At 71.8% G+C, this 17,225-nt stretch carries 17 protein-coding genes and 3 tRNA genes; 8 read left to right on the forward strand and 12 right to left on the reverse strand.

The features are described 5' to 3' along the window. The 5 genes from KZX45_RS08425 to KZX45_RS20240 form a co-directional block, all read right to left on the reverse strand. Positions 1-315: a pilin gene (locus KZX45_RS08425; protein WP_248257284.1), complete on the reverse strand. Its 315-nt coding sequence runs from the start codon at positions 313-315 to the stop codon at positions 1-3. A gap of 9 nt (positions 316-324) precedes the next feature. Beyond that, positions 325-1,416 (reverse strand): ParA family protein, encoded by a 1,092-nt coding sequence (locus KZX45_RS08430; protein WP_248257285.1) that lies wholly within the window; start codon positions 1,414-1,416, stop codon positions 325-327. Positions 1,417-1,463: 47 nt separating this feature from the next. Further along, complete coding sequence (locus tag KZX45_RS08435; RefSeq protein ID WP_248257286.1) at positions 1,464-3,386, reverse strand: hypothetical protein; 1,923 nt, start codon at positions 3,384-3,386, stop codon at positions 1,464-1,466. 136 nt (positions 3,387-3,522) lie between these two features. Continuing rightward, entirely contained in the window at positions 3,523-4,392 is an 870-nt protein-coding gene (locus KZX45_RS08440) for a hypothetical protein (RefSeq protein WP_248257287.1), read from the reverse strand. After that, positions 4,389-4,619: a helix-turn-helix domain-containing protein gene (locus tag KZX45_RS20240; protein WP_308221721.1), complete on the reverse strand. Its 231-nt coding sequence runs from the start codon at positions 4,617-4,619 to the stop codon at positions 4,389-4,391. Before KZX45_RS20240 ends, KZX45_RS08440 begins: the two co-directional genes overlap by 4 nt. An 87-nt stretch (positions 4,620-4,706) precedes the next feature. Between KZX45_RS20240 and KZX45_RS20460 the strand changes: the two genes are divergently transcribed. After that, positions 4,707-5,033, forward strand: coding sequence for a helix-turn-helix domain-containing protein (locus tag KZX45_RS20460; protein WP_374112579.1), 327 nt, complete (start codon positions 4,707-4,709; stop codon positions 5,031-5,033). Here the strand turns inward: KZX45_RS20460 and KZX45_RS08445 are convergent. The 4 genes from KZX45_RS08445 to KZX45_RS08460 all read right to left on the reverse strand — a co-directional run bounded on the left by KZX45_RS08445 (position 4,995) and on the right by KZX45_RS08460 (position 7,821). Further along, positions 4,995-5,067: transfer RNA gene (locus KZX45_RS08445), tRNA-Lys, on the reverse strand. The genes KZX45_RS20460 and KZX45_RS08445 overlap by 39 nt on opposite strands. 114 nt (positions 5,068-5,181) lie before the next feature. Next, the gene (locus KZX45_RS08450) at positions 5,182-5,844 is read right to left on the reverse strand and encodes a methionine ABC transporter permease (protein WP_248257288.1); all 663 of its coding nucleotides are present in this window, start codon (positions 5,842-5,844) and stop codon (positions 5,182-5,184) included. Then, positions 5,841-6,887 (reverse strand): methionine ABC transporter ATP-binding protein, encoded by a 1,047-nt coding sequence (locus KZX45_RS08455; protein WP_248257289.1) that lies wholly within the window; start codon positions 6,885-6,887, stop codon positions 5,841-5,843. Before KZX45_RS08455 ends, KZX45_RS08450 begins: the two co-directional genes overlap by 4 nt. A 43-nt stretch (positions 6,888-6,930) precedes the next feature. Continuing rightward, entirely contained in the window at positions 6,931-7,821 is an 891-nt protein-coding gene (locus KZX45_RS08460) for a MetQ/NlpA family ABC transporter substrate-binding protein (protein WP_248257290.1), read from the reverse strand. Positions 7,822-8,080: 259 nt separating this feature from the next. Here KZX45_RS08460 and KZX45_RS08465 point away from each other — a divergent pair, with 259 nt between their 5' ends. Then, entirely contained in the window at positions 8,081-8,992 is a 912-nt protein-coding gene (locus KZX45_RS08465) for a hypothetical protein (protein WP_248257291.1), read from the forward strand. A gap of 65 nt (positions 8,993-9,057) precedes the next feature. On the opposite strand, the gene KZX45_RS08470 is transcribed toward KZX45_RS08465, so the two are convergent. Continuing rightward, positions 9,058-9,133 (reverse strand) — tRNA-His (locus tag KZX45_RS08470). A gap of 88 nt (positions 9,134-9,221) precedes the next feature. Continuing rightward, positions 9,222-9,956: an oligoribonuclease gene (orn, locus tag KZX45_RS08475; RefSeq protein ID WP_248257292.1), complete on the reverse strand. Its 735-nt coding sequence runs from the start codon at positions 9,954-9,956 to the stop codon at positions 9,222-9,224. Positions 9,957-10,103: 147 nt separating this feature from the next. On the opposite strand from orn, the gene KZX45_RS08480 reads away from it, so the two are divergent. The 4 genes from KZX45_RS08480 to ssb all read left to right on the forward strand — a co-directional run bounded on the left by KZX45_RS08480 (position 10,104) and on the right by ssb (position 14,048). After that, a tRNA-Arg gene (locus KZX45_RS08480) sits at positions 10,104-10,176 on the forward strand. Positions 10,177-10,252: 76 nt separating this feature from the next. After that, on the forward strand, positions 10,253-11,878 hold the full coding sequence (locus tag KZX45_RS08485) for a hypothetical protein (protein WP_248257293.1): 1,626 nt from the start codon (positions 10,253-10,255) through the stop codon (positions 11,876-11,878). Next, a complete protein-coding gene (locus KZX45_RS08490) occupies positions 11,875-13,359 on the forward strand; it encodes a GTPase (protein WP_248257294.1) in 1,485 nt (494 codons plus the stop codon). The genes KZX45_RS08485 and KZX45_RS08490 overlap by 4 nt, the downstream gene beginning before the upstream one ends. A gap of 128 nt (positions 13,360-13,487) precedes the next feature. Further along, the gene (gene ssb, locus KZX45_RS08495; protein ID WP_248257295.1) at positions 13,488-14,048 is read left to right on the forward strand and encodes a single-stranded DNA-binding protein; all 561 of its coding nucleotides are present in this window, start codon (positions 13,488-13,490) and stop codon (positions 14,046-14,048) included. A 1-nt stretch (position 14,049) separates the two neighbouring features. Here the strand turns inward: ssb and KZX45_RS08500 are convergent, their stop codons facing one another. Further along, a complete protein-coding gene (locus tag KZX45_RS08500) occupies positions 14,050-14,727 on the reverse strand; it encodes an HAD family hydrolase (protein WP_248257296.1) in 678 nt (225 codons plus the stop codon). Positions 14,728-14,862: 135 nt separating this feature from the next. On the opposite strand from KZX45_RS08500, the gene ettA reads away from it, so the two are divergent. After that, complete coding sequence (ettA, locus tag KZX45_RS08505) at positions 14,863-16,545, forward strand: energy-dependent translational throttle protein EttA (protein WP_248257297.1); 1,683 nt, start codon at positions 14,863-14,865, stop codon at positions 16,543-16,545. A gap of 146 nt (positions 16,546-16,691) precedes the next feature. After that, the gene (locus KZX45_RS08510) at positions 16,692-17,213 is read left to right on the forward strand and encodes a thioesterase family protein (RefSeq protein WP_248257298.1); all 522 of its coding nucleotides are present in this window, start codon (positions 16,692-16,694) and stop codon (positions 17,211-17,213) included. Positions 17,214-17,225 lie beyond the last annotated feature (12 nt).

Raw genomic sequence — 17,225 nt, forward strand, 5'->3', positions numbered from 1 at the left:
TCAGGTGGCCACGGAGAGGATTGCCCCCACGAGGATCGCGAAAGCTGCCACCAACACCAGGCCGATCAGCGCCTTGATCGCGCGGCCGCGACCTTGGGCGTAGTCGTGCGGGTTGTCGCCGGCGTTCGCCATCGTCACCACGCCCTGGAGCAGGAAGAAGATTGCGACGAGGATGCCGATCGCCCACGCGGCGGCGAAGAGTTTCTGCCACCACGCGGTGAACTCGGCACCGAAGATCCCGAAATTGGGGACGATACCGTCGATGGGGTTGTCGATGGCCATGACTGTGGCGCCGGCCGAAATGACGTCGTACACCGCGACCTCCTACTGAGCCTCGTACGCGAGTTGTGCAATGACTGCCGAACCGACCCTCGTCCAGGCGCGCAGCGACCGGTCGGAAAGCGAGGCGAGGGTGATCTCGCCGCCCTCCGCCAGGTGAGGGTCGAAGGGGACTTCGAGAACCGTCGCTCCCTCGCGAGCCAGCCGCTCGAGCTCTCGGCGGACCCGGTGGCTGGCGTCCGCCGGCTTCGGCCGGCCGTCGTCGTTGACGACGATGAGGGGCTTGGCGCTGAGGTGCCTGCCGTGCTCTCCCATGGCGCGTACCGCGGTCAGCACGTCCACCATGTCGAGGAACGGCACCGCCGAGACCTGAACCGGAAGTAGGAGGACGTCCGCTGTCGAGACAGCCGCACAGAACGCGTCGGAGTGGGGGTTGTTTCCCGAGTCGGCGACGGTGACGCGGTAGTACCGGTCAAGAACGGTGCGAACCGCGAGTACGTCCTCGGCCGTCAGCACCGGCCGGTCCCGGACCGATCCGATGAGGTCCGCGTGCGACGTCTGCGGCATGGTGTACCCGCCCAGCTCACCAGCCGATTCGATTGCGTGCAGGCGCTCGATAAGTTCGCCAAGGCCGCGCACGGGAGCACCCTCGGCGCGCTTGCTCAATGCGCCGCTCGCGTCCGAGACCTCGAACGCTGCGACCGAGCCACCTCGGGCAGCGGCGAGGACGCCAGCGAGGACGACCGAGGTCACGGTCTTGCCGACGCCGCCGGACTTGTTGGCGACGAGGACGTTGACGGCCCGAGACCAGGTCGCCTGCCTGATGGTGCGTTCGGCGGCAAGGTGGGCGAGCTCTGCGGCGCCCGGCCGCACTCTGACTATGCCGCCTGTAGCGCGGACGACAGCGCCCCGCCATCCCCACGAGGCGACGGGCTTCATCCCAGAGCCGGGTGGGATCAGGCCGGCTCGTGAGGCCTCTGGCAGGACCAACTGGTGGGCAGGCCACTGAACCCCGGGGAGCTCCGGCGTGATCACGTCCAAGCCAGACCCACTGGCACTCACCGGGTCCGGATCCTGCTCCTCGAACAGGCTGACGCGATGGGCGCCAGCGAACGGGCTTCCCTCAATCGATGGCATCGGAGTTCCCCTCGTTGGATCCAGCCGCTGGTTCGGCGGCCGCTCGGTTACCTAGTGGGCAGGGCCGCGCACCGGTTCGTCTGGCCCATCGTGGGGCGATGCGATGGTGCGGTGTCGGCTGCCTGTGGACAGCCACCTGAATGTCGCCGTCCCTGTGTAAGAGCGTTCGCGAGGACCGAGGCGGACGGCTCCGGGCAATGGCTTCCGTGTGACTCAAGCTGTCCGCCGAGGGGGTGGGCCAGCAGCCACTCCAGGTAGGCATGCCACGCCCTGCGCTGCAGCCTGTAGGCCTCGACTTGGTCGCGCAGTTCGATGTGGGCGCCGAGGTACTCCGCGAGTGTCGGCAGCCGGCCCGGCCGGGCGACAAGCCGGCCTGCGGCTCGCGTCAGGAGGCCGTAGGACAGCAAGATGTCCGTCGCCTCCCTGGCCGCGGTCAGCGACATCCGGCAGACCAAGGAGGCAGACACGGCGGAGTCCGCGCGTCCGTCTTCCACCGCTTCGAAGATCTCCGCGGCGACGTGGCCAAGGGCGCGGAAGGCCGGTCGGAGGGCAAAGACCCGTCGGCGTCCACGAGGTGGCACGGTCGGGCAGAACTCGTCGGGAATGACGAGCAAGTACGTGTCGGCGTGCTCGAGGCGCCCGACCCGGTCGAGCACGACGGGCGGGTCCGGGAGGCTGCGCAGCCACTTCAGGTGCGTGGCCACTGATGTGTGCGACATGCCGGCCGCGACCGCGAGCGACCGGACGCCGAATGCGACGTTCTCACCTCCGCTTTTCACCGCGGCCTCGGCGAGTGCTCTGGCGACCCACCGGGCCGACCGGGCCTGACGCGAGGAGGCGGAGTGGGCGGTGAGCTGACGGTCCGCGGCCGCGAGCCACTGCAGGATGAATTCTCGGTGCGAGCGAGTCTCCCTGGTGGGGGCGTGTGACCCTGCGGGGCTGGTGTAAGAGATACGGCCGTGGCTCTCCCGGTGCGTTGGCGGCGGCTGCTTCAGCCCGTTGGCGGCGAGGAAGCGGTGGGCCTTGTTCCACTCCGATGCGAGCCTGCGGCGGGCGACCGTGCCGGTGTACTTGGCGTAGAACGAGGCCAGTCCGGCCCACCGCCCGTCCTCGACACGGGCAACGACGTCCTGAAATCGCATTCCGATACGCGCGGCGCCGACCAGGACGGCCATGCGGGCCTCGGAGCGGCTCTTGTACGCCTCGGTCGTCCCCTCACGCGCGACCGCCTCGAGACGGGCGAAGAACGGGCGGGTGGTCGAGACGCCGGCCGCAGCCTGTGTGGCCTCGGGCTCCGGTGCCGCCGGCTCGTTCGTGCCTAGCTCATGTCGTTCCTGCTCGAGGCTGCTCCACATACTCAGCCACAGCGATTCGGCGTTTCTCGTGCTCAGGATGAAGCTGGCTTCGTCGATGTCTCCAAGCAGGAGTTGGTAGCCGCCGTGTTTCCATCGCGCTCCAGGGGGGCGGATGCACCCGTGGACGCTGTTGAACACAGAGGGGTCGAGGGATGGGGCGATCGACCGCAGCGCGCGGACGACCTCCCAGGCATCCCGGTACGGCACCGGACCCGCGAGGGGGACGTAGATGTGGTGGCCGCCAGAGGGAGACCGGTCGGTCACATACTTCGCGCCGAACGAGTCGAGCCAGGCGCTGAGTGTGCGCCGGTCCGCCTCAACCTGTTGGGCGCCGTGCCTACCGACGTCGAGGTCGAGGCACAGCGTGTGGATGCACCCGTGTTTGTCCGCGAGCCTGACGGCGGCCGGTGCGCTCGGGAGCGCGGCGGTTAGCGGCCTCTCGGCCCGTTGGGGGTATGTGAACTCACCGGGGCGTCCGGTTCGGACGCCTACGCGCACTCGTGCACGGCCGGCGATCATGGGCGCCAGCGACCAGGCGCGCTCAGCGGTCACCGCGTCCGCGTCGACGCGAAAGTCTGGACCAGCACCGTGGCCCGGCGGTACCGTCGTGGTCACCTTTAACCTCATCTCTGCGGTCGTGTGCGACGGGCGAGGGGGTTGTCAGTGGTCTCGAGCGCCTGCCAGCACTGTGCGGGACCACTACTCGGGACAGGAGGCTCGGCCGTGTGCCGGGCCTTCGGTCTTTGGAGCCTCAGGCCGCGAACGGCAAGGGCATCTGGAAGCCGGGCGGGATCTCTGAGGGAGTTGCTGCGCAGAAGAGCCAGCTCATCTGCTGCCACGTAAGCGCCGCCTTGTCGATGCCGCCCCTGGTGGCGGCCTGCAGCAGCACCGAGCTCTGAGGCCCCCCGCGGCGCGTTCCCACCAGAAGGTTCATAAGGGCCGAGGCGCGTTCGGGGTTGAAACCCAGCGAATGGAGCGTGCCCCCGGGTTCTGCATCCCGTCTGGCGGCGCCGTGCCGGTAGGAAGCCCTCATTCTGACGGCCAGCTCGCCTGCTCGTGCCACAGCCCGCCGTGCACAGGCGCGGCCGAGGCCGTGGTGGGCGAGGAGATCACTGACACCGCTGAGCAGCGGGCCTAGTTCGTCCACCGTGACTGCGGCGGTCGCCTTGGAAGCCACACCGTCGAGCGGGCGCGCGGCTACCTCGAGCTGTCGGAACGTCGTGAAGTCACGGAGGTCCACTGCGACGGTCTCCGCAGCGCGTCGCGCGGAGTGCGGCTGCGCCATGCCGGCCACCCTGGCGGCGGCGTCGTCCTTGGCCGCCTCGCGGGACGCGATCGTGACGACCAGCCCCCATGCGTTTGCCTGCGCCGCGCAGATGCGGTCCGTATGCGTCCGCGCGGCCTCCCATGAGCGGGAGGCGAGGTCCGCGCGAGCCTCGGTGAAATCGACACCGCGCCTGCGTGCCGCGAGACCGCCGACGCGACGAGACGCCTCGGAGACAATCTCGTTACCGACAGCGTGCGCCAGTCCTGAGTCCCAGCCTGCTTCGACAACACCGCGTAACGCGTCGCGGAGTGACTCGTCTGTTGAGACGTCCACCGGCCCGGCAAGACGTGTCATTGCTCGTTTCCTATCGCGCGTGCCGTAGACGGTGACGTGCCGCTGGGTCTGAGCAGCCGCTCGACGTCGAGCTGGCGGAAACGGCGCTGCCCCGTGGGTGTGCGGAAGCCAGCAACCCGGCCATCCCGCTCCCAGCGGCGGACCGTGTCCGTCGAAACACCGAGGATCGCGGCGGCCTGGCCAACAGTGAGTAACCCTCCGCCTGTTTCAGCATGCTTGGGTTTCATAGGTGTACACAAGCATGCATCGACGAAGTAAGTCAACTTAGTTTGCGAGGGTTGCACACATACACATGTGGGTGCATGCTGTAGCGCATGGCTGCTACACAAGGTGAAGTGACCGCATACGTGCCTCAGTGGACGTTTGCGGACAAGCTCAGGAAGGCGCGCCTGTCTGTAGGGCTCGCGCAGATCGCCTTCGCCGAGAAGCTCGGCGTCTCGGCACCTGCGTACGCCCAGTGGGAGGCAGGCCGTAGTAATCCGCGCAACGTCGTCCAGGTGGCCCGGCGCGTGGAGGCAGTGACCCGGGTGTCGGCGGCCTGGTTGCTCGGCCTGTACGAGGAAGGTCCCCGCCCCGCGGAGCGGGACAGGGACCTTCAGAAGTACACCGCCTGGGACTTGAACCCAGAACCCACTGATTAAGAGTCAGTTGCTCTGCCAATTGAGCTAGCGGTGCTCGGTGCGAGATGTGACTTTACCGCACGCCGCAGGAGGCCTCAAAGCCGTGGCCGGGTATACGGCGGGTGATGTCCGGCACACCGGTCCGGCCCGCTCGCCGCCGGGCGTCGGCCTACCGGCGCAGCACCCTCCGGGCCAGGTGGTTGCCGAGGAACTGCACCAGCTGCACGATCACGACGATGACCAGGACGGTGACGTACGTGACCACCCAGTCGAACCGCTGGTAGCCCTGGGTGAGCGCGAAGTTACCGAGGCCGCCGCCGCCCACGATGCCCGCCAGGGCGGACATGTCCACCACGGCGACGAAGAGGAACGTGTAGCCCAGGATCAGCGGCGCCAGCGCCTCCGGGATGATCACCGTGCGGATGATCCGCATGGGGGAGGCGCCCATCGACCGGGCCGCCTCGATCACCCCGGGGTCGAGGGCCACGAGATTCTGCTCTACGATCCGCGCGGTCGCGAAGGAGGCCATGGTCGCCGCCGGCACGATGAAGGCGTCGGTCCCGATCCGCGACCCGGTCAGGGTGATCGTGAGGGGCCCGATCGCGGTGATGAAGATGACGAACGGGATCGGCCGCACGAAGTTCACCAGCACGTTCAGCGCCGCGAAGACGTAGCGGTTCTCGAGCAGGCCGCCCCGCCGGGTTGTGTACAGCACCAGGCCCAGCACGAGCCCGATCGCGCCACCGATCCCGAGCGAGAGCGCGACGATGTAGAGGGTCTCCCAGAACGCCTGGAGGAAGACCGGCCAGTCGTTCGCCCAGTCGAACTTCATGAGCGCTCCCTCCCCGCCAACGACGGGTAGTCCTCGACGGTGGTGAACGTGCGCAGCTCGGCGAGCGCCTGGTCGATGGCCGCCGGCTCGCCGGTCAGGGCGAGCGTCAGCGAGCCGAAGGGGCGCTCACCGATCTCGGTGATCCCGCCGTAGACGATGGCACCGTCCACCTCCCGGTCGGCGATGGTGCGCATGATGCGAGCGGAGGAACCGGTGTCCTCCTGCACCGCGACGGTGACCAGCGTCCCGGGGTGGCTCGCCGCCAGGCGGGCGAGCACCTCGGGGCTCGGCCGGTCGCGCAGCGACGTGCCGACGAAGCGCCGGGTCGCCTCCTGCTGCGGGCGGGAGAAGACGTCGTAGACGGCGCCCATCTCGACGACCCGCCCGTGCTCCATGACCGCCACCCGGTCGCACAGGTACTTCACCACGTCCATCTCGTGCGTGATCACCACGATCGTCAGGCCAAGCTCGGAGTTCACCCGGCGCAGCAGCCCCAGCACCTCGCGGGTGGTCTCCGGGTCGAGCGCGGAGGTCGCCTCGTCGGCCAGCAGGATCTTCGGATGGCTGGCGAGCGCGCGGGCGATGCCGACGCGCTGCTTCTGCCCGCCGGAGAGCTCCGCCGGCCGCGCCTGCGCCTTGTCCGAGAGGCCGACGAACTGCAGCAGCTCGGCCACCCGGGCCCGTCGGCGGTCGGCCTCCCACCCGGCCACCCGCAGCGGGTACGCCACGTTCTCCGAGACGGACTTGGAGGAGAAGAGGTTGAACTGCTGGAACACCATGCCGATGTCCGTGCGCAGCGGCCGCAGCTGCTTCTCGCTGAGGGAGGAGACGGTGTGGCCGTGCACCCACACGGTCCCGGAGGTCGCCCGCTCCAGGCCGTTGATGAGCCGGACGAGCGTGGACTTTCCGGCACCGGAGTAGCCGATGACCCCGAAGATCTCGCCCTCGTCGATGTCGAGCGTGACGTCCTCGACGGCGTGCACGGCCTTCGGTCCCTCGCCGAAGGTCTTGTGCACGCCGTCGAACCGGATGATCGGACTCATGCGCCCATCTTCCCGGCGACGGGCGTCCGCCGCCCGGCGGGTGTCATTCGGCGATGCTCGCCTGGACCTCGGCGAGGATCTCCTGGAGCTCCTCGGCGCTCTGGTCGGCCAGCGAGGCGGTGCCGCCCGCGGACTCCTGCAGCGCCTCGGTCACCCCGGGGGACTTGTGAATCTCGACGAGCTGCTGGTACGTCTCGTTGTCGGCGTCCTCGGCGCGCGAGACCCACACGTTGATGTACGGGCGGGCGCCCTCGGACTCGGCGCTGTCGGCGAAGAGCGCGTCCTCGGGGTTGAGGCCGGCGTCGTCGATGAAGTCGTTGTTGACGATGGAGGCGTCGACCGAGTCGAGGGAGACGACCGTCTGGTTCGCGTCGACGGGCGTGACGGTGACCTTCGACTCCTCCGCGACGACGTCCGTCGGGTCGGGCACGACGCCCGCGTCGTCGGCGAGGGTGACGAGGCCGGCCTCCTCGAGGACGAAGAGGGCGCGGGCCTGGTTGGTGACGTCGTTCGGGATCGCGATCTCGCCGCCCTCGGGGATGTCCTCGACCGCGTCGTGCTTCAGGGAGTACAGCGCGAGCGGGTACACGGCGGTGGCGCCGATCGGGGTCAGGTCCTGCCCGTCGGCCTCGTTGTACTGGGCCAGGTAGAGGATGTGCTGGAACTGGTTGAGGTCGAGGTCGCCGTCCGTGAGCGCCGGGTTGGGCTGGGTGTACTCGGTGAAGTCGACGATCTCGACGGCGATGCCCTCCTCCTCGGCGAGGTCCTCGAAGATGGGCCACTGCGGGTCCGAGGCACCGACCACGCCGATGCGCACGGGGTTGTCCTCGGTGCCCTTCTCGGCACTGTCGGCGTCCGAGCCGCCACAGGCGGCCAGGGTGAGGGCGAGGGCGGCGGACGCTCCGAGAGCGGCGCGGCGGCGCAGGTTGAGCATGTCAGTCCTTCGGGGTCGGTCCGGCCCGCCGGAGGGTGACGGGGACCGGGGAGCCACCCGGATCGGCGGCTCGACTGCATCCAGGGAACCTTGTGAGGACCCCTGCCCGAAAGCCATGGACCCCTACGTCTCAGATGATGAGCGGCTGTCGGTGCTTGTTGAGTCGTACCTCACACTGCCGTTCCCGCGGTGGGTCGCCCCCGAGGCCCGCGGCTGGCCGCCGTCTGCGCCGGAGCGGGGCGCGCGGTAGGTTGACCGCGTGTCAAAGCCGATCGTGACCCTCGCAACCTGCGCGGCGCTGCCCCAGCTCTCCGAGGATGATGCCCCCCTGCCCGACGCGCTGGCCGAGCGCGGCATCGAGCCGCGCGTCGCCGTCTGGGACGACCCGAGCGTGGACTGGTCCGCGGCGGGGACCGTCGTCGTCCGTTCCGTCAGCGACTACGCGCCCCGGCGTGAGGAGTTCGTGCGCTGGGCCGAGTCCGTGCCCCGGATCTGCAACCACGCCGACGTCATCCGCTGGAACACGGACAAGCATTACCTGCTCGAGCTGGAGAAGCGCGGGATGCCGACCATCCCGACCGTGTGGCTCGAGCCGGAGCGCAACCTCAGCAAGCACCAGGTGCACACGCGCTTTCCCGCGGGCGGGGACTTCGTGGTCAAGCCGGCCGTCTCCTCCGGCGCCCACGACACGGGTCGCTACACCGCGGTGGACGCCGTCTCCCGCCAGCAGGCGATCGGGCACGCGATGGACCTGCTCTCGCAGGGGCGGGCCGTCATGGTGCAGCGCTACCTGGAGTCGGTCGACCAGCGTGGCGAGACGGCGCTGATCTTCATGAACGGGCTGGTCTCGCACGCCGTCGAGAAGGAGGCCATGCTCCACGGGCCCTTCCGCGGCGAGGTGGACGCCCCGGAGGAGGTCGCGCACGCCCGGCAGGCCACCGAGGCCGAGTGGCGCCTCGGCGAGGAGGCCCGCAAGGCGATCCACTCCTACATCAAGGAACGGATGGGCCGCGACGAGCAGCTCACCTTCTGCCGCATCGACGTCGTCGAGGGCGAGGACGGCTTGCACGTCATGGAGGTGGGGCTGGTGGACGCCTCGCTCTACCTGTCCACCACGCCGGGCGCGGTGGACAACTTCGCCGACGCGATCGCGGTGCGCGCCTTCTGGTGACGAGGCGCCCGGACCGGGCGTGAACGAGGAAGGGCGGGCCGCCGGAGCGGCCCGCCCTTCCTGAATGGGGTGAGTGACGGGACTTGAACCCGCGACATCCGCGACCACAACGCGGCGCTCTACCAGCTGAGCTACACCCACCATCGCTGCACGCGATCACCCGCGGCAACAGTGGACGAGCATAGCCGATCTGCGGGGTCCGGCTGTAACTCGTCCGCCGTGGTCTGGGTCACGCCGGCGCGTCGGCGCTCCGCCCGAGCCCGGCCGCCGCGGCGCCGTGGGCGGCGTCCTCGGTGGCCTTCTCCTCGAGCGCCGCCTCCTGCGCCAGCGCCTCGACGACGGCGGAGGTGGGGGCCGCGGCCACCGCGGCGGCAGCCGCCCGGGCGGTGGGGGAGTCGGGCCCCTCGTCCTCCGGGAACAGCACGGCGCGGTAGTACCGCAGCTCGTCGATCGACTCGAGGATGTCGGCCAGCGCGCGGTGCCCGCCGTTCTTGGCCGGGGACTGGAAGTACGCCCGCGGGTACCAGCGGCGCGCGAGCTCCTTGATCGAGGAGACGTCGATGATCCGGTAGTGCAGGTGGTCGACCAGCTCGGGCATGTCGCGGGCGAGGAACGACCGGTCCGTGCCGACGGAGTTGCCCGCCAGCGGGGCCCTGCGCGGCTCCGGCACCCACCGGCGCACGTACTCGAGCACCTTCTCCTGCGCGTCGGCCATGGTCAGGCCCGCGGCGAGCTCCTCGAGCAGCCCGGAGGTGGTGTGCATCGTCCGCACGACGTCGTTCATCTGCTCCACCGACCCCGGGGTGGGGGCGATGACCAGGTCGATGCCGGCGTCGACCGGGACGAGCTCCGAGTCGGTGACGACGACGGCCACCTCGATGAGGGCGTCCTTCTCGAGGTCCAGCCCGGTCATCTCGCAGTCGATCCAGACGATCGGGTCCGTGGGTGCGGTGTTTCGGCTCACCGGGCCAGGGTACGGCGCACCCAACCGGACTCGAACCTGCAACCTGACTGGACCCTGCGGGATGCGAAGCCTCACCCGGCGACATCGGCGCGCTTTCACAAGACCGTACGGGGACGAGCGCCTGCGCAGGCTAACCTTTCTGCCCGAGCCCCCGTAGCTCAGCGGATAGAGCACCCGCCTTCTAAGCGGATGGCCGCAGGTTCGAACCCTGCCGGGGGCGCAGTTCTGCCCGGGCCGATACCCGGCGCGCGGCGCGCTTGCGCCGGGACCGCGCGCCGATCACCGACAATGGGCCGGTGACAACGCTGAACCTTGATCGCCGTGCCGCACCCGGGGACGGTTCGGCGCCGGACGAGGACGGGGCGGGGGCCCGCGGCCCGCGCGTCTCCGTCGTCACCGACCTGCAGGCGGACGTCGACCGCGTCGCGTTCCCCCTCGACCTGCCCGGCGCGACCGAGCTGCGGGAGCTGCGCGAGCAGGTCCTCACGCAGACCGGCGCCCGCCTCCTCCCGCGCCTCCGCCGCACCGACGCCCCCGCCGTCGTCGTGCTCGGCGGCTCCTCCGGCGTCGGCAAGTCCACCGTCCTGAACTCCCTGCTCGGCGACGAGGTCAGCGACGCCGGCGTCCTGCGGCCCACCACCCGCCGCGCCGTCGTCGCGGTCCACCCCGTCGACGCGCCCGCCCTCGACGGCCAGCCGCTCGCGGAGCTGGCCACGGTGGTCACCCACCCCGAGGTGCCCGCCGGGCTCGCCCTCCTCGACGCGCCCGACCTGAACTCCGTGCACGCGAGCAACCGCTCGCTCGCCAACCGGCTCCTGGAGACGGCCGACCTGTGGGTGTTCGTCACCACGGCGTCGCGTTACGGCGACGCGCTGCCCTGGCACCTGCTCACCGAGGCGCACGGGCGCGGCATCTCCACCGCCGTCGTCCTCAACCGGCTGCCGGCGCGGGTCCGCGTCCCCGTGCGCCGGGACCTGCTCGAGCGCATGGACGCCCTCGGCCTCGGCTCCGCACCGCTCTTCGTCGTCCCCGAGACCGGGCCCCGCGAGGGCCCGCTCGACCCCGGCGTCGTGGCCGAGCTGAAGGAGTGGCTCGCGCTGGTGGCGGACCGGCGCCGGTCCGCGGGCCTCGTGCGCCGGACCACCCGCGGGGTGTGGGGCGGGCTGCGCGAGCAGCTCCTGGCCCTGGCTGCCGGCGCCGACGCGCAGGTCGAGGCGGTGGAGACCCTCCGCCGGCTCGCCGAGGAGGCGTCCGAGGCTCCCGTCCGCGCGTTGACGGACGCGCTGCGCGAGGGGCGGGCCGGCCTCGGCGCCCCTGCCACCCGGTGGCTGTCCCTGGCCTCCACCGGCGGCCACCTCGCCCCTCTGGTCCAGGAGGGCGCGCGCGTGCGCCACGGCCGCAACGGGCGGGACCTGGCCGCGCGCGACGCGGCCGTCTCGGCCCTGGCCGAGGAGGCGGCAGCGGCGGTGGTGCTGGTGGTGGCCGACGCGATCCGGGGCGCCGCCGACGGCGTCCGGCGAGCCTGGGAGCCGGCGTCGTCCGGGGCGCGCGGGCTGGGCCCGGCGGTGCCGGAGCCGGCCCGCGGCCGCAGCCTCGGCGCCGCTCGCGAGGTGGTCGAGCAGTGGCGCGCCGGCGTGCGGGCCGCGGTGCCCGACGGCGGAGCCGCGCAGGTGCTCGGACCTGCCGGTCTTGCCGGGCTCGTCGTCGCCGCGGCCGCCGGCGTCGCGGGCGCCGACGGTGCGGCCCGGCGGCTGACCGGCGGCGACACGCTGGTCGACGCCGCCCGGACGGACCTGGTCCAGCGCGCCGGTGCCGTCGTGCGCGCGACCGTCGAGCCCTACCTGACGGAGCTGGACGCGCTCCCGGTGCAGCCGGGCACCGCGCTCCGGCTCCGGGCGACCGAGCTCAAGGAGCACGCATGACCACGATCACCTCCCGACGCGCCGACGTCCTCCCGGACGTGGACGTCGACCTCGACGCCACCACGCTCGCCGAGCGCGCCGACACCCTCGCGCTGGCGCTCGACGCCGCGGGAGGCCTCGTCGACCCGCTGGACGCGGCCCGGGCCCACGCCGACCTGGACGCGGTCGCCGAGCGCCTCGCCCTCGGCGGGGACCGCACCGTCGTCGCCCTGGTCGGCGGGACCGGCTCGGGCAAGTCCTCCCTCTTCAACGCGATCTCCGGCCTGGAGTTCGCGGACGTCGGTGCGCTGCGCCCCACCACGGAGGTCGCGGCGGCCTGCGTGTGGGGCGGCGAGGCGGACCAGCTGCTCGACTTCCTCCAGGTCTCCCCGGACCGGCGCATCCAGCGTGAGTCGGAGCTCGACGGCGACCACGAGCGCGCGCTCGGCGGCATGGTCCTCCTCGACCTGCCCGACCACGACTCCGTCGCGGTGGAGCACGCCGTGCAGGTCGACCGCCTCCTGCCGCTCGTCGACCTGCTGGTGTGGGTCGTGGACCCGCAGAAGTACGCGGACAACGCGCTCCACGAGCGCTACCTCAGCGCGCTCGCGGGACGCAGCGAGAGCATGCTCGTGCTCGTCAACCAGGCGGACACCCTGACGGCGGGGGCGGTCGAGCGCGTCGTCGAGGACGTCCGCCAGCTCCTCGCCGCGGACGGGCTGCCCGACGTCCGCGTGCTCGCGACCTCGGCGCTGGCGCACGCCGGCATCGACGAGGTCCGCGCGGTCCTCGCGGAGGCGGTCGGCCGGCCCTCGGTGTCGGTCCGGACCGCGCTGGCGGAGGTGGACGCGGTCTCCGCGCGGCTGGCCCACGCGGTGGGGGATCGGGAGGCGGACCTTGACGACGTCGGAGACGTCGCCGAGGAGCTGGCTCGCGCCGCCGGCGTGGACGCCGTGGCCGACTCGGTGCGGACGGCCGTCGGCGCGTCCCGCGGCGGTGCGGTGGCCCCGCCCGAGCCGCCCGCGGACGCGACCGTCGCCGCCGTGCGTGACGGCTGGGTCGGCCGTGCCCAGGAGGGGCTGCCCGGCCCCTGGGCCGCCGCCGTCGACGCCGCGGTCCCCGGCCCCGCCGTCCTGCGGGAGGCGGTGGTCTTAGCCGTCGGGGAGGTCCCGCTGCCGCCCGCCCGGTCCGGGCGTGCGGGCCGGTTCGTCGCGGCGGCCGCGGCCCTGACCGCCGGCGCCGTCGTGTGGCTGGTGCTGGCGCTGCTGCTGTCGCTGCCGTGGCTGGCCGTGGCGGTGCCGCCGGTGGCCGGGCTCGTCGCCGCGTGGTTCCTGCTCTCCTGCGCCGCCTCGGTCCGGCGCGAGGACGCCTCGGCGGCCGCCGAGGCGTACCGGTCGGCCGTGCTGGACCGCACCGCCGCGGTGGTCCGCGAGACGCTCGCCGAGCCGGCTCGTGACGTCCTGCGCCGGCACCGCACGCTCCGCGCCGCGCTCGGCCGCTGACTCCACAGCCCACGGGCGGTGCCGCCGCGTCCACAGGACCGGGACCGGCGGCCGCCGGGGCCGGCCCGGGTACGGAACCGTGCCGTTCAGGGCCGGCGCCCGGCCGGCCCGCGAGCCGAGGAGCGAGCATGAGCAACGAGATCCAGATCACCGTGCGCGGCTGGATGGGCAGCGACCCCGTCCGCCACGTCGGGCCGACCGGCGTCACCCTCGCGATGTTCCGCGTGGGGTCGACGCCGCGTCTGCGCGACCGCGCCACCGGGGAGTTCCGCGACGGCGAGACCCAGTGGTTCACGGTCAAGGCGTGGCGCGACCTGGCCGAGAACGTCATCGCCAGCCTCAAGAAGGGCATGCCGGTGATCCTGCGGGGCACCCTGCGCACGGAGACGTGGCAGGGCGAGAACGGCGAGCGCTCGGCCAACGTCATCTCCGTCGACTCCATCGGCGCCGACCTCGGCACGGGCACCGCGCAGTTCGTCCGGACCGTGCGCGCCTCGGCGGCCGCGGAGCCCGGGGCCGGGGACGGGTCGGCCACCGGCGGGGACGCCACGCAGAGCCCGGGCGCGGGCCTGACCGGACCGGACGGGACCCGCTTCACCGGTCAGGAGCTGCCGGACGACCCGGACGAGGGCCTGGCCGACGAGCTGGCGGAGGAGCTCGCCGAGGCGGACGGGTACGCGCTGGCCTGAGTCAACGCGTCCAGAGCCGAGCGAGCGGGGAGTCGTCGAGACGCTCGCCCAGCTCCGCGACGGACCGGTACACCGCCACGGCGCCGGCGTCGGTGAGCTCGGCGGCGCTGATGCCGCCGGTGAGGACGCCGACGCACGGCACGCCGGCGCGGCCGCACGCCTCGACGTCCCACACGGAGTCGCCCACGAACACGGCGCGGTCGGCCGTGACGCCGGCCGTGTCCAGCGCGGCACGGACGAGGTCGGGTGCCGGTTTGGCGTCCTCCACGTCGGCGGCCGCGGTGACGCCGTCGACGTCGAGGTCGAGCACCCTGCGCAGGTGCTCCAGCTCGTCCGGGGAGGCCGAGGTCGAGACGACGACGCGTTGGCCCCGCTCGTGCAGCGCCCGGACGAGCTCGACCACCCCGTCGAGCCGGCGCAGCCGGTCTGCCGTCCGGCCGTAGAGGTCGGCATGGAGCTCACGCACCCGCGCCCCGACCTCCCGTGCGGCGTCCTCACCGAGCAGCTCCGGCACCAGGAGCTCGGAGCCCATGCCGATCCGGCGGTGGATCCGCCACGCGTCGACAGGGTGCCCCACCTGCGCGAACGCCCGTGACCAGGCGTCGACGTGGAGGTAGTTGGAGTCCACCAGGGTGCCGTCGGCGTCGAGCAGGACGGCGCCTGGCCAGGAGTCGGTCATGGGGCAGTGCTACCGCCACGGGGCCCGGCCCGCATCTCAGCGGGGGAGGAGCGGCCGGGCCCGCGTGGCCTACCCTGGAAGCCGAAGAGGCCGCCCGCCGGGCGGCCGAGAACCACGTACGCGATGCGGAGAGCAGTGGCTGAGTACATCTACTCCATGGTGCGGGCCCGTAAGGCCCACGGTGACAAGGTCATCCTCGACGACGTCACCATGGCGTTCCTGCCCGGCGCGAAGATCGGCATGGTCGGTCCCAACGGCGCCGGCAAGTCGACGATCCTGAAGATCATGGCGGGGCTGGACACCCCCTCCAACGGCGAGGCGCGCCTCACGCCCGGCTACACGGTGGGCATCCTGCAGCAGGAGCCGCCGCTGAACGAGGAGAAGACGGTCCTGGGCAACGTCCAGGAGGGTGTGGCGGAGATCCTCGGCAAGGTCCAGCGCTTCAACGAGATCGGCGAGCTGATGGCCGACCCGGACGCCGACTTCGACTCGCTCATGGACGAGATGGGCAAGCTCCAGACCGAGATCGACGCGGCCAACGCGTGGGACCTGGACTCCCAGCTCGCCCAGGCGATGGACGCCCTGCGCTGCCCGCCGCCGGACGCCGACGTCTCCGTCCTCTCCGGCGGTGAGCGCCGCCGCGTGGCGCTGTGCAAGCTCCTGCTCGAGCAGCCCGACCTGCTGCTGCTCGACGAGCCCACCAACCACCTGGACGCGGAGTCGGTGCAGTGGCTCGAGCAGCACCTGTCCAAGTACCCCGGCGCGGTCATCGCCGTCACCCACGACCGGTACTTCCTCGACCACGTGGCCGAGTGGATCGCCGAGGTCGACCGCGGTCGCCTCTACCCGTACGAGGGCAACTACTCCACCTACCTGGAGAAGAAGGCCGCCCGTCTCGACGTCCAGGGCAAGAAGGACGCGAAGCTCCAGAAGCGCCTCAGGGAGGAGCTGGAGTGGGTGCGGTCCTCGGCCAAGGGACGTCAGACGAAGTCCAAGGCGCGACTCGCGCGCTACGAGGAGATGGCCGCGGAGGCCGAGCGCACCCGCAAGCTCGACTTCGAGGAGATCCAGATCCCGCCGGGCCCGCGTCTGGGCTCGGTCGTCATCGAGGCCAAGGACCTGCGCAAGGGGTTCGGCGACCGCCTCCTCATCGACGGCCTGTCCTTCTCGCTGCCCCCCAACGGCATCGTCGGGGTCATCGGCCCCAACGGCGTCGGCAAGACCACGCTCTTCAAGACGATCGTGGGCATGGAGAGCCTGGACGACGGCGACCTCAAGATCGGCGAGACCGTCAAGATCTCCTACGTCGACCAGTCCCGCGGCGGCATCGACCCGAACAAGACGCTCTGGGAGGTCGTCTCCGACGGGCTCGACTTCATCCAGGTCGGCAACGTCGAGATGCCCTCGCGCGCCTACGTCTCGGCGTTCGGCTTCAAGGGCCCGGACCAGCAGAAGCCGGCCGGCGTGCTCTCCGGCGGTGAGCGCAACCGGCTGAACCTCGCGCTCACCCTCAAGCAGGGCGGCAACCTGCTCCTGCTCGACGAGCCCACGAACGACCTCGACGTCGAGACTCTCGGCTCGCTCGAGAACGCCCTGCTGGAGTTCCCGGGCTGCGCCGTCGTCGTCTCCCACGACCGGTGGTTCCTCGACCGCGTCGCCACGCACATCCTCGCCTGGGAGGGCGACGAGGAGAACCCGGCGAAGTGGTACTGGTTCGAGGGCAACTTCGAGTCCTACGAGCAGAACAAGGTCGAGCGTCTCGGCGCCGACGCGGCCCGCCCGCACTCGGTGACCTACCGCAAGCTCACCCGCGACTGACCGGTTCCCTCCCGGCCCCGGCCCTGGCCCCCGGCCGGGCAGGCCGACGGACCCGCACGGCCGCCGCCGAGTCGTCTCGGCGGCGGCCGTCCCGCGTCCGCGCCTGAGGACCCTAGGCTGACGGGGAAGTCCGACGAGAGGAACCCATGGCCCGGCTGACCATCCCGCTGCACATCCGGTGGAGCGACATCGACGGCTACCAGCACGTCAACAACGCCAAGATGTTCACCCTCCTGGAGGAGGCGCGCATCGCGGCGTTCTGGGCCTCGGTCCCCGGGGACGCCCGCCTCGACGCCGTCGGCGGGGGCGTCGACCCCGTCCACCACCCGGCGGACGACCGCGCGCCGGGGACGAAGATCCTGGCCACCGGGCCGGGCTCCGGCACCAACACCTACATCGCGCGGCAGGAGATCGAGTACCTGGCGCCCCTGCCTTACACGCTGCGGCCCGTCGAGGTGCAGCTGTGGATCTCTCACCTCGGCGGCGCCAGCATCGACGTCTGCTACGAGATCCCAGGCCCCGACGGCGACCCGGCGGTGCGCGCGATGACCACCCTGGTCCTCATCGACGAGGAGACGGAGAAGCCGCGGCGCATGACCCCGGCGGAGCGCGCCAGCTGGGAGCCGTACCTGGACGAGCCGGTCCCGTTCCGGCGCCGCGGCCGCTGAGGCGTCACCGGC

Origin of the sequence: Georgenia sp. EYE_87 (assembly GCF_023148685.1) — a bacterium.
GTDB lineage: Bacteria > Actinomycetota > Actinomycetes > Actinomycetales > Actinomycetaceae > Georgenia.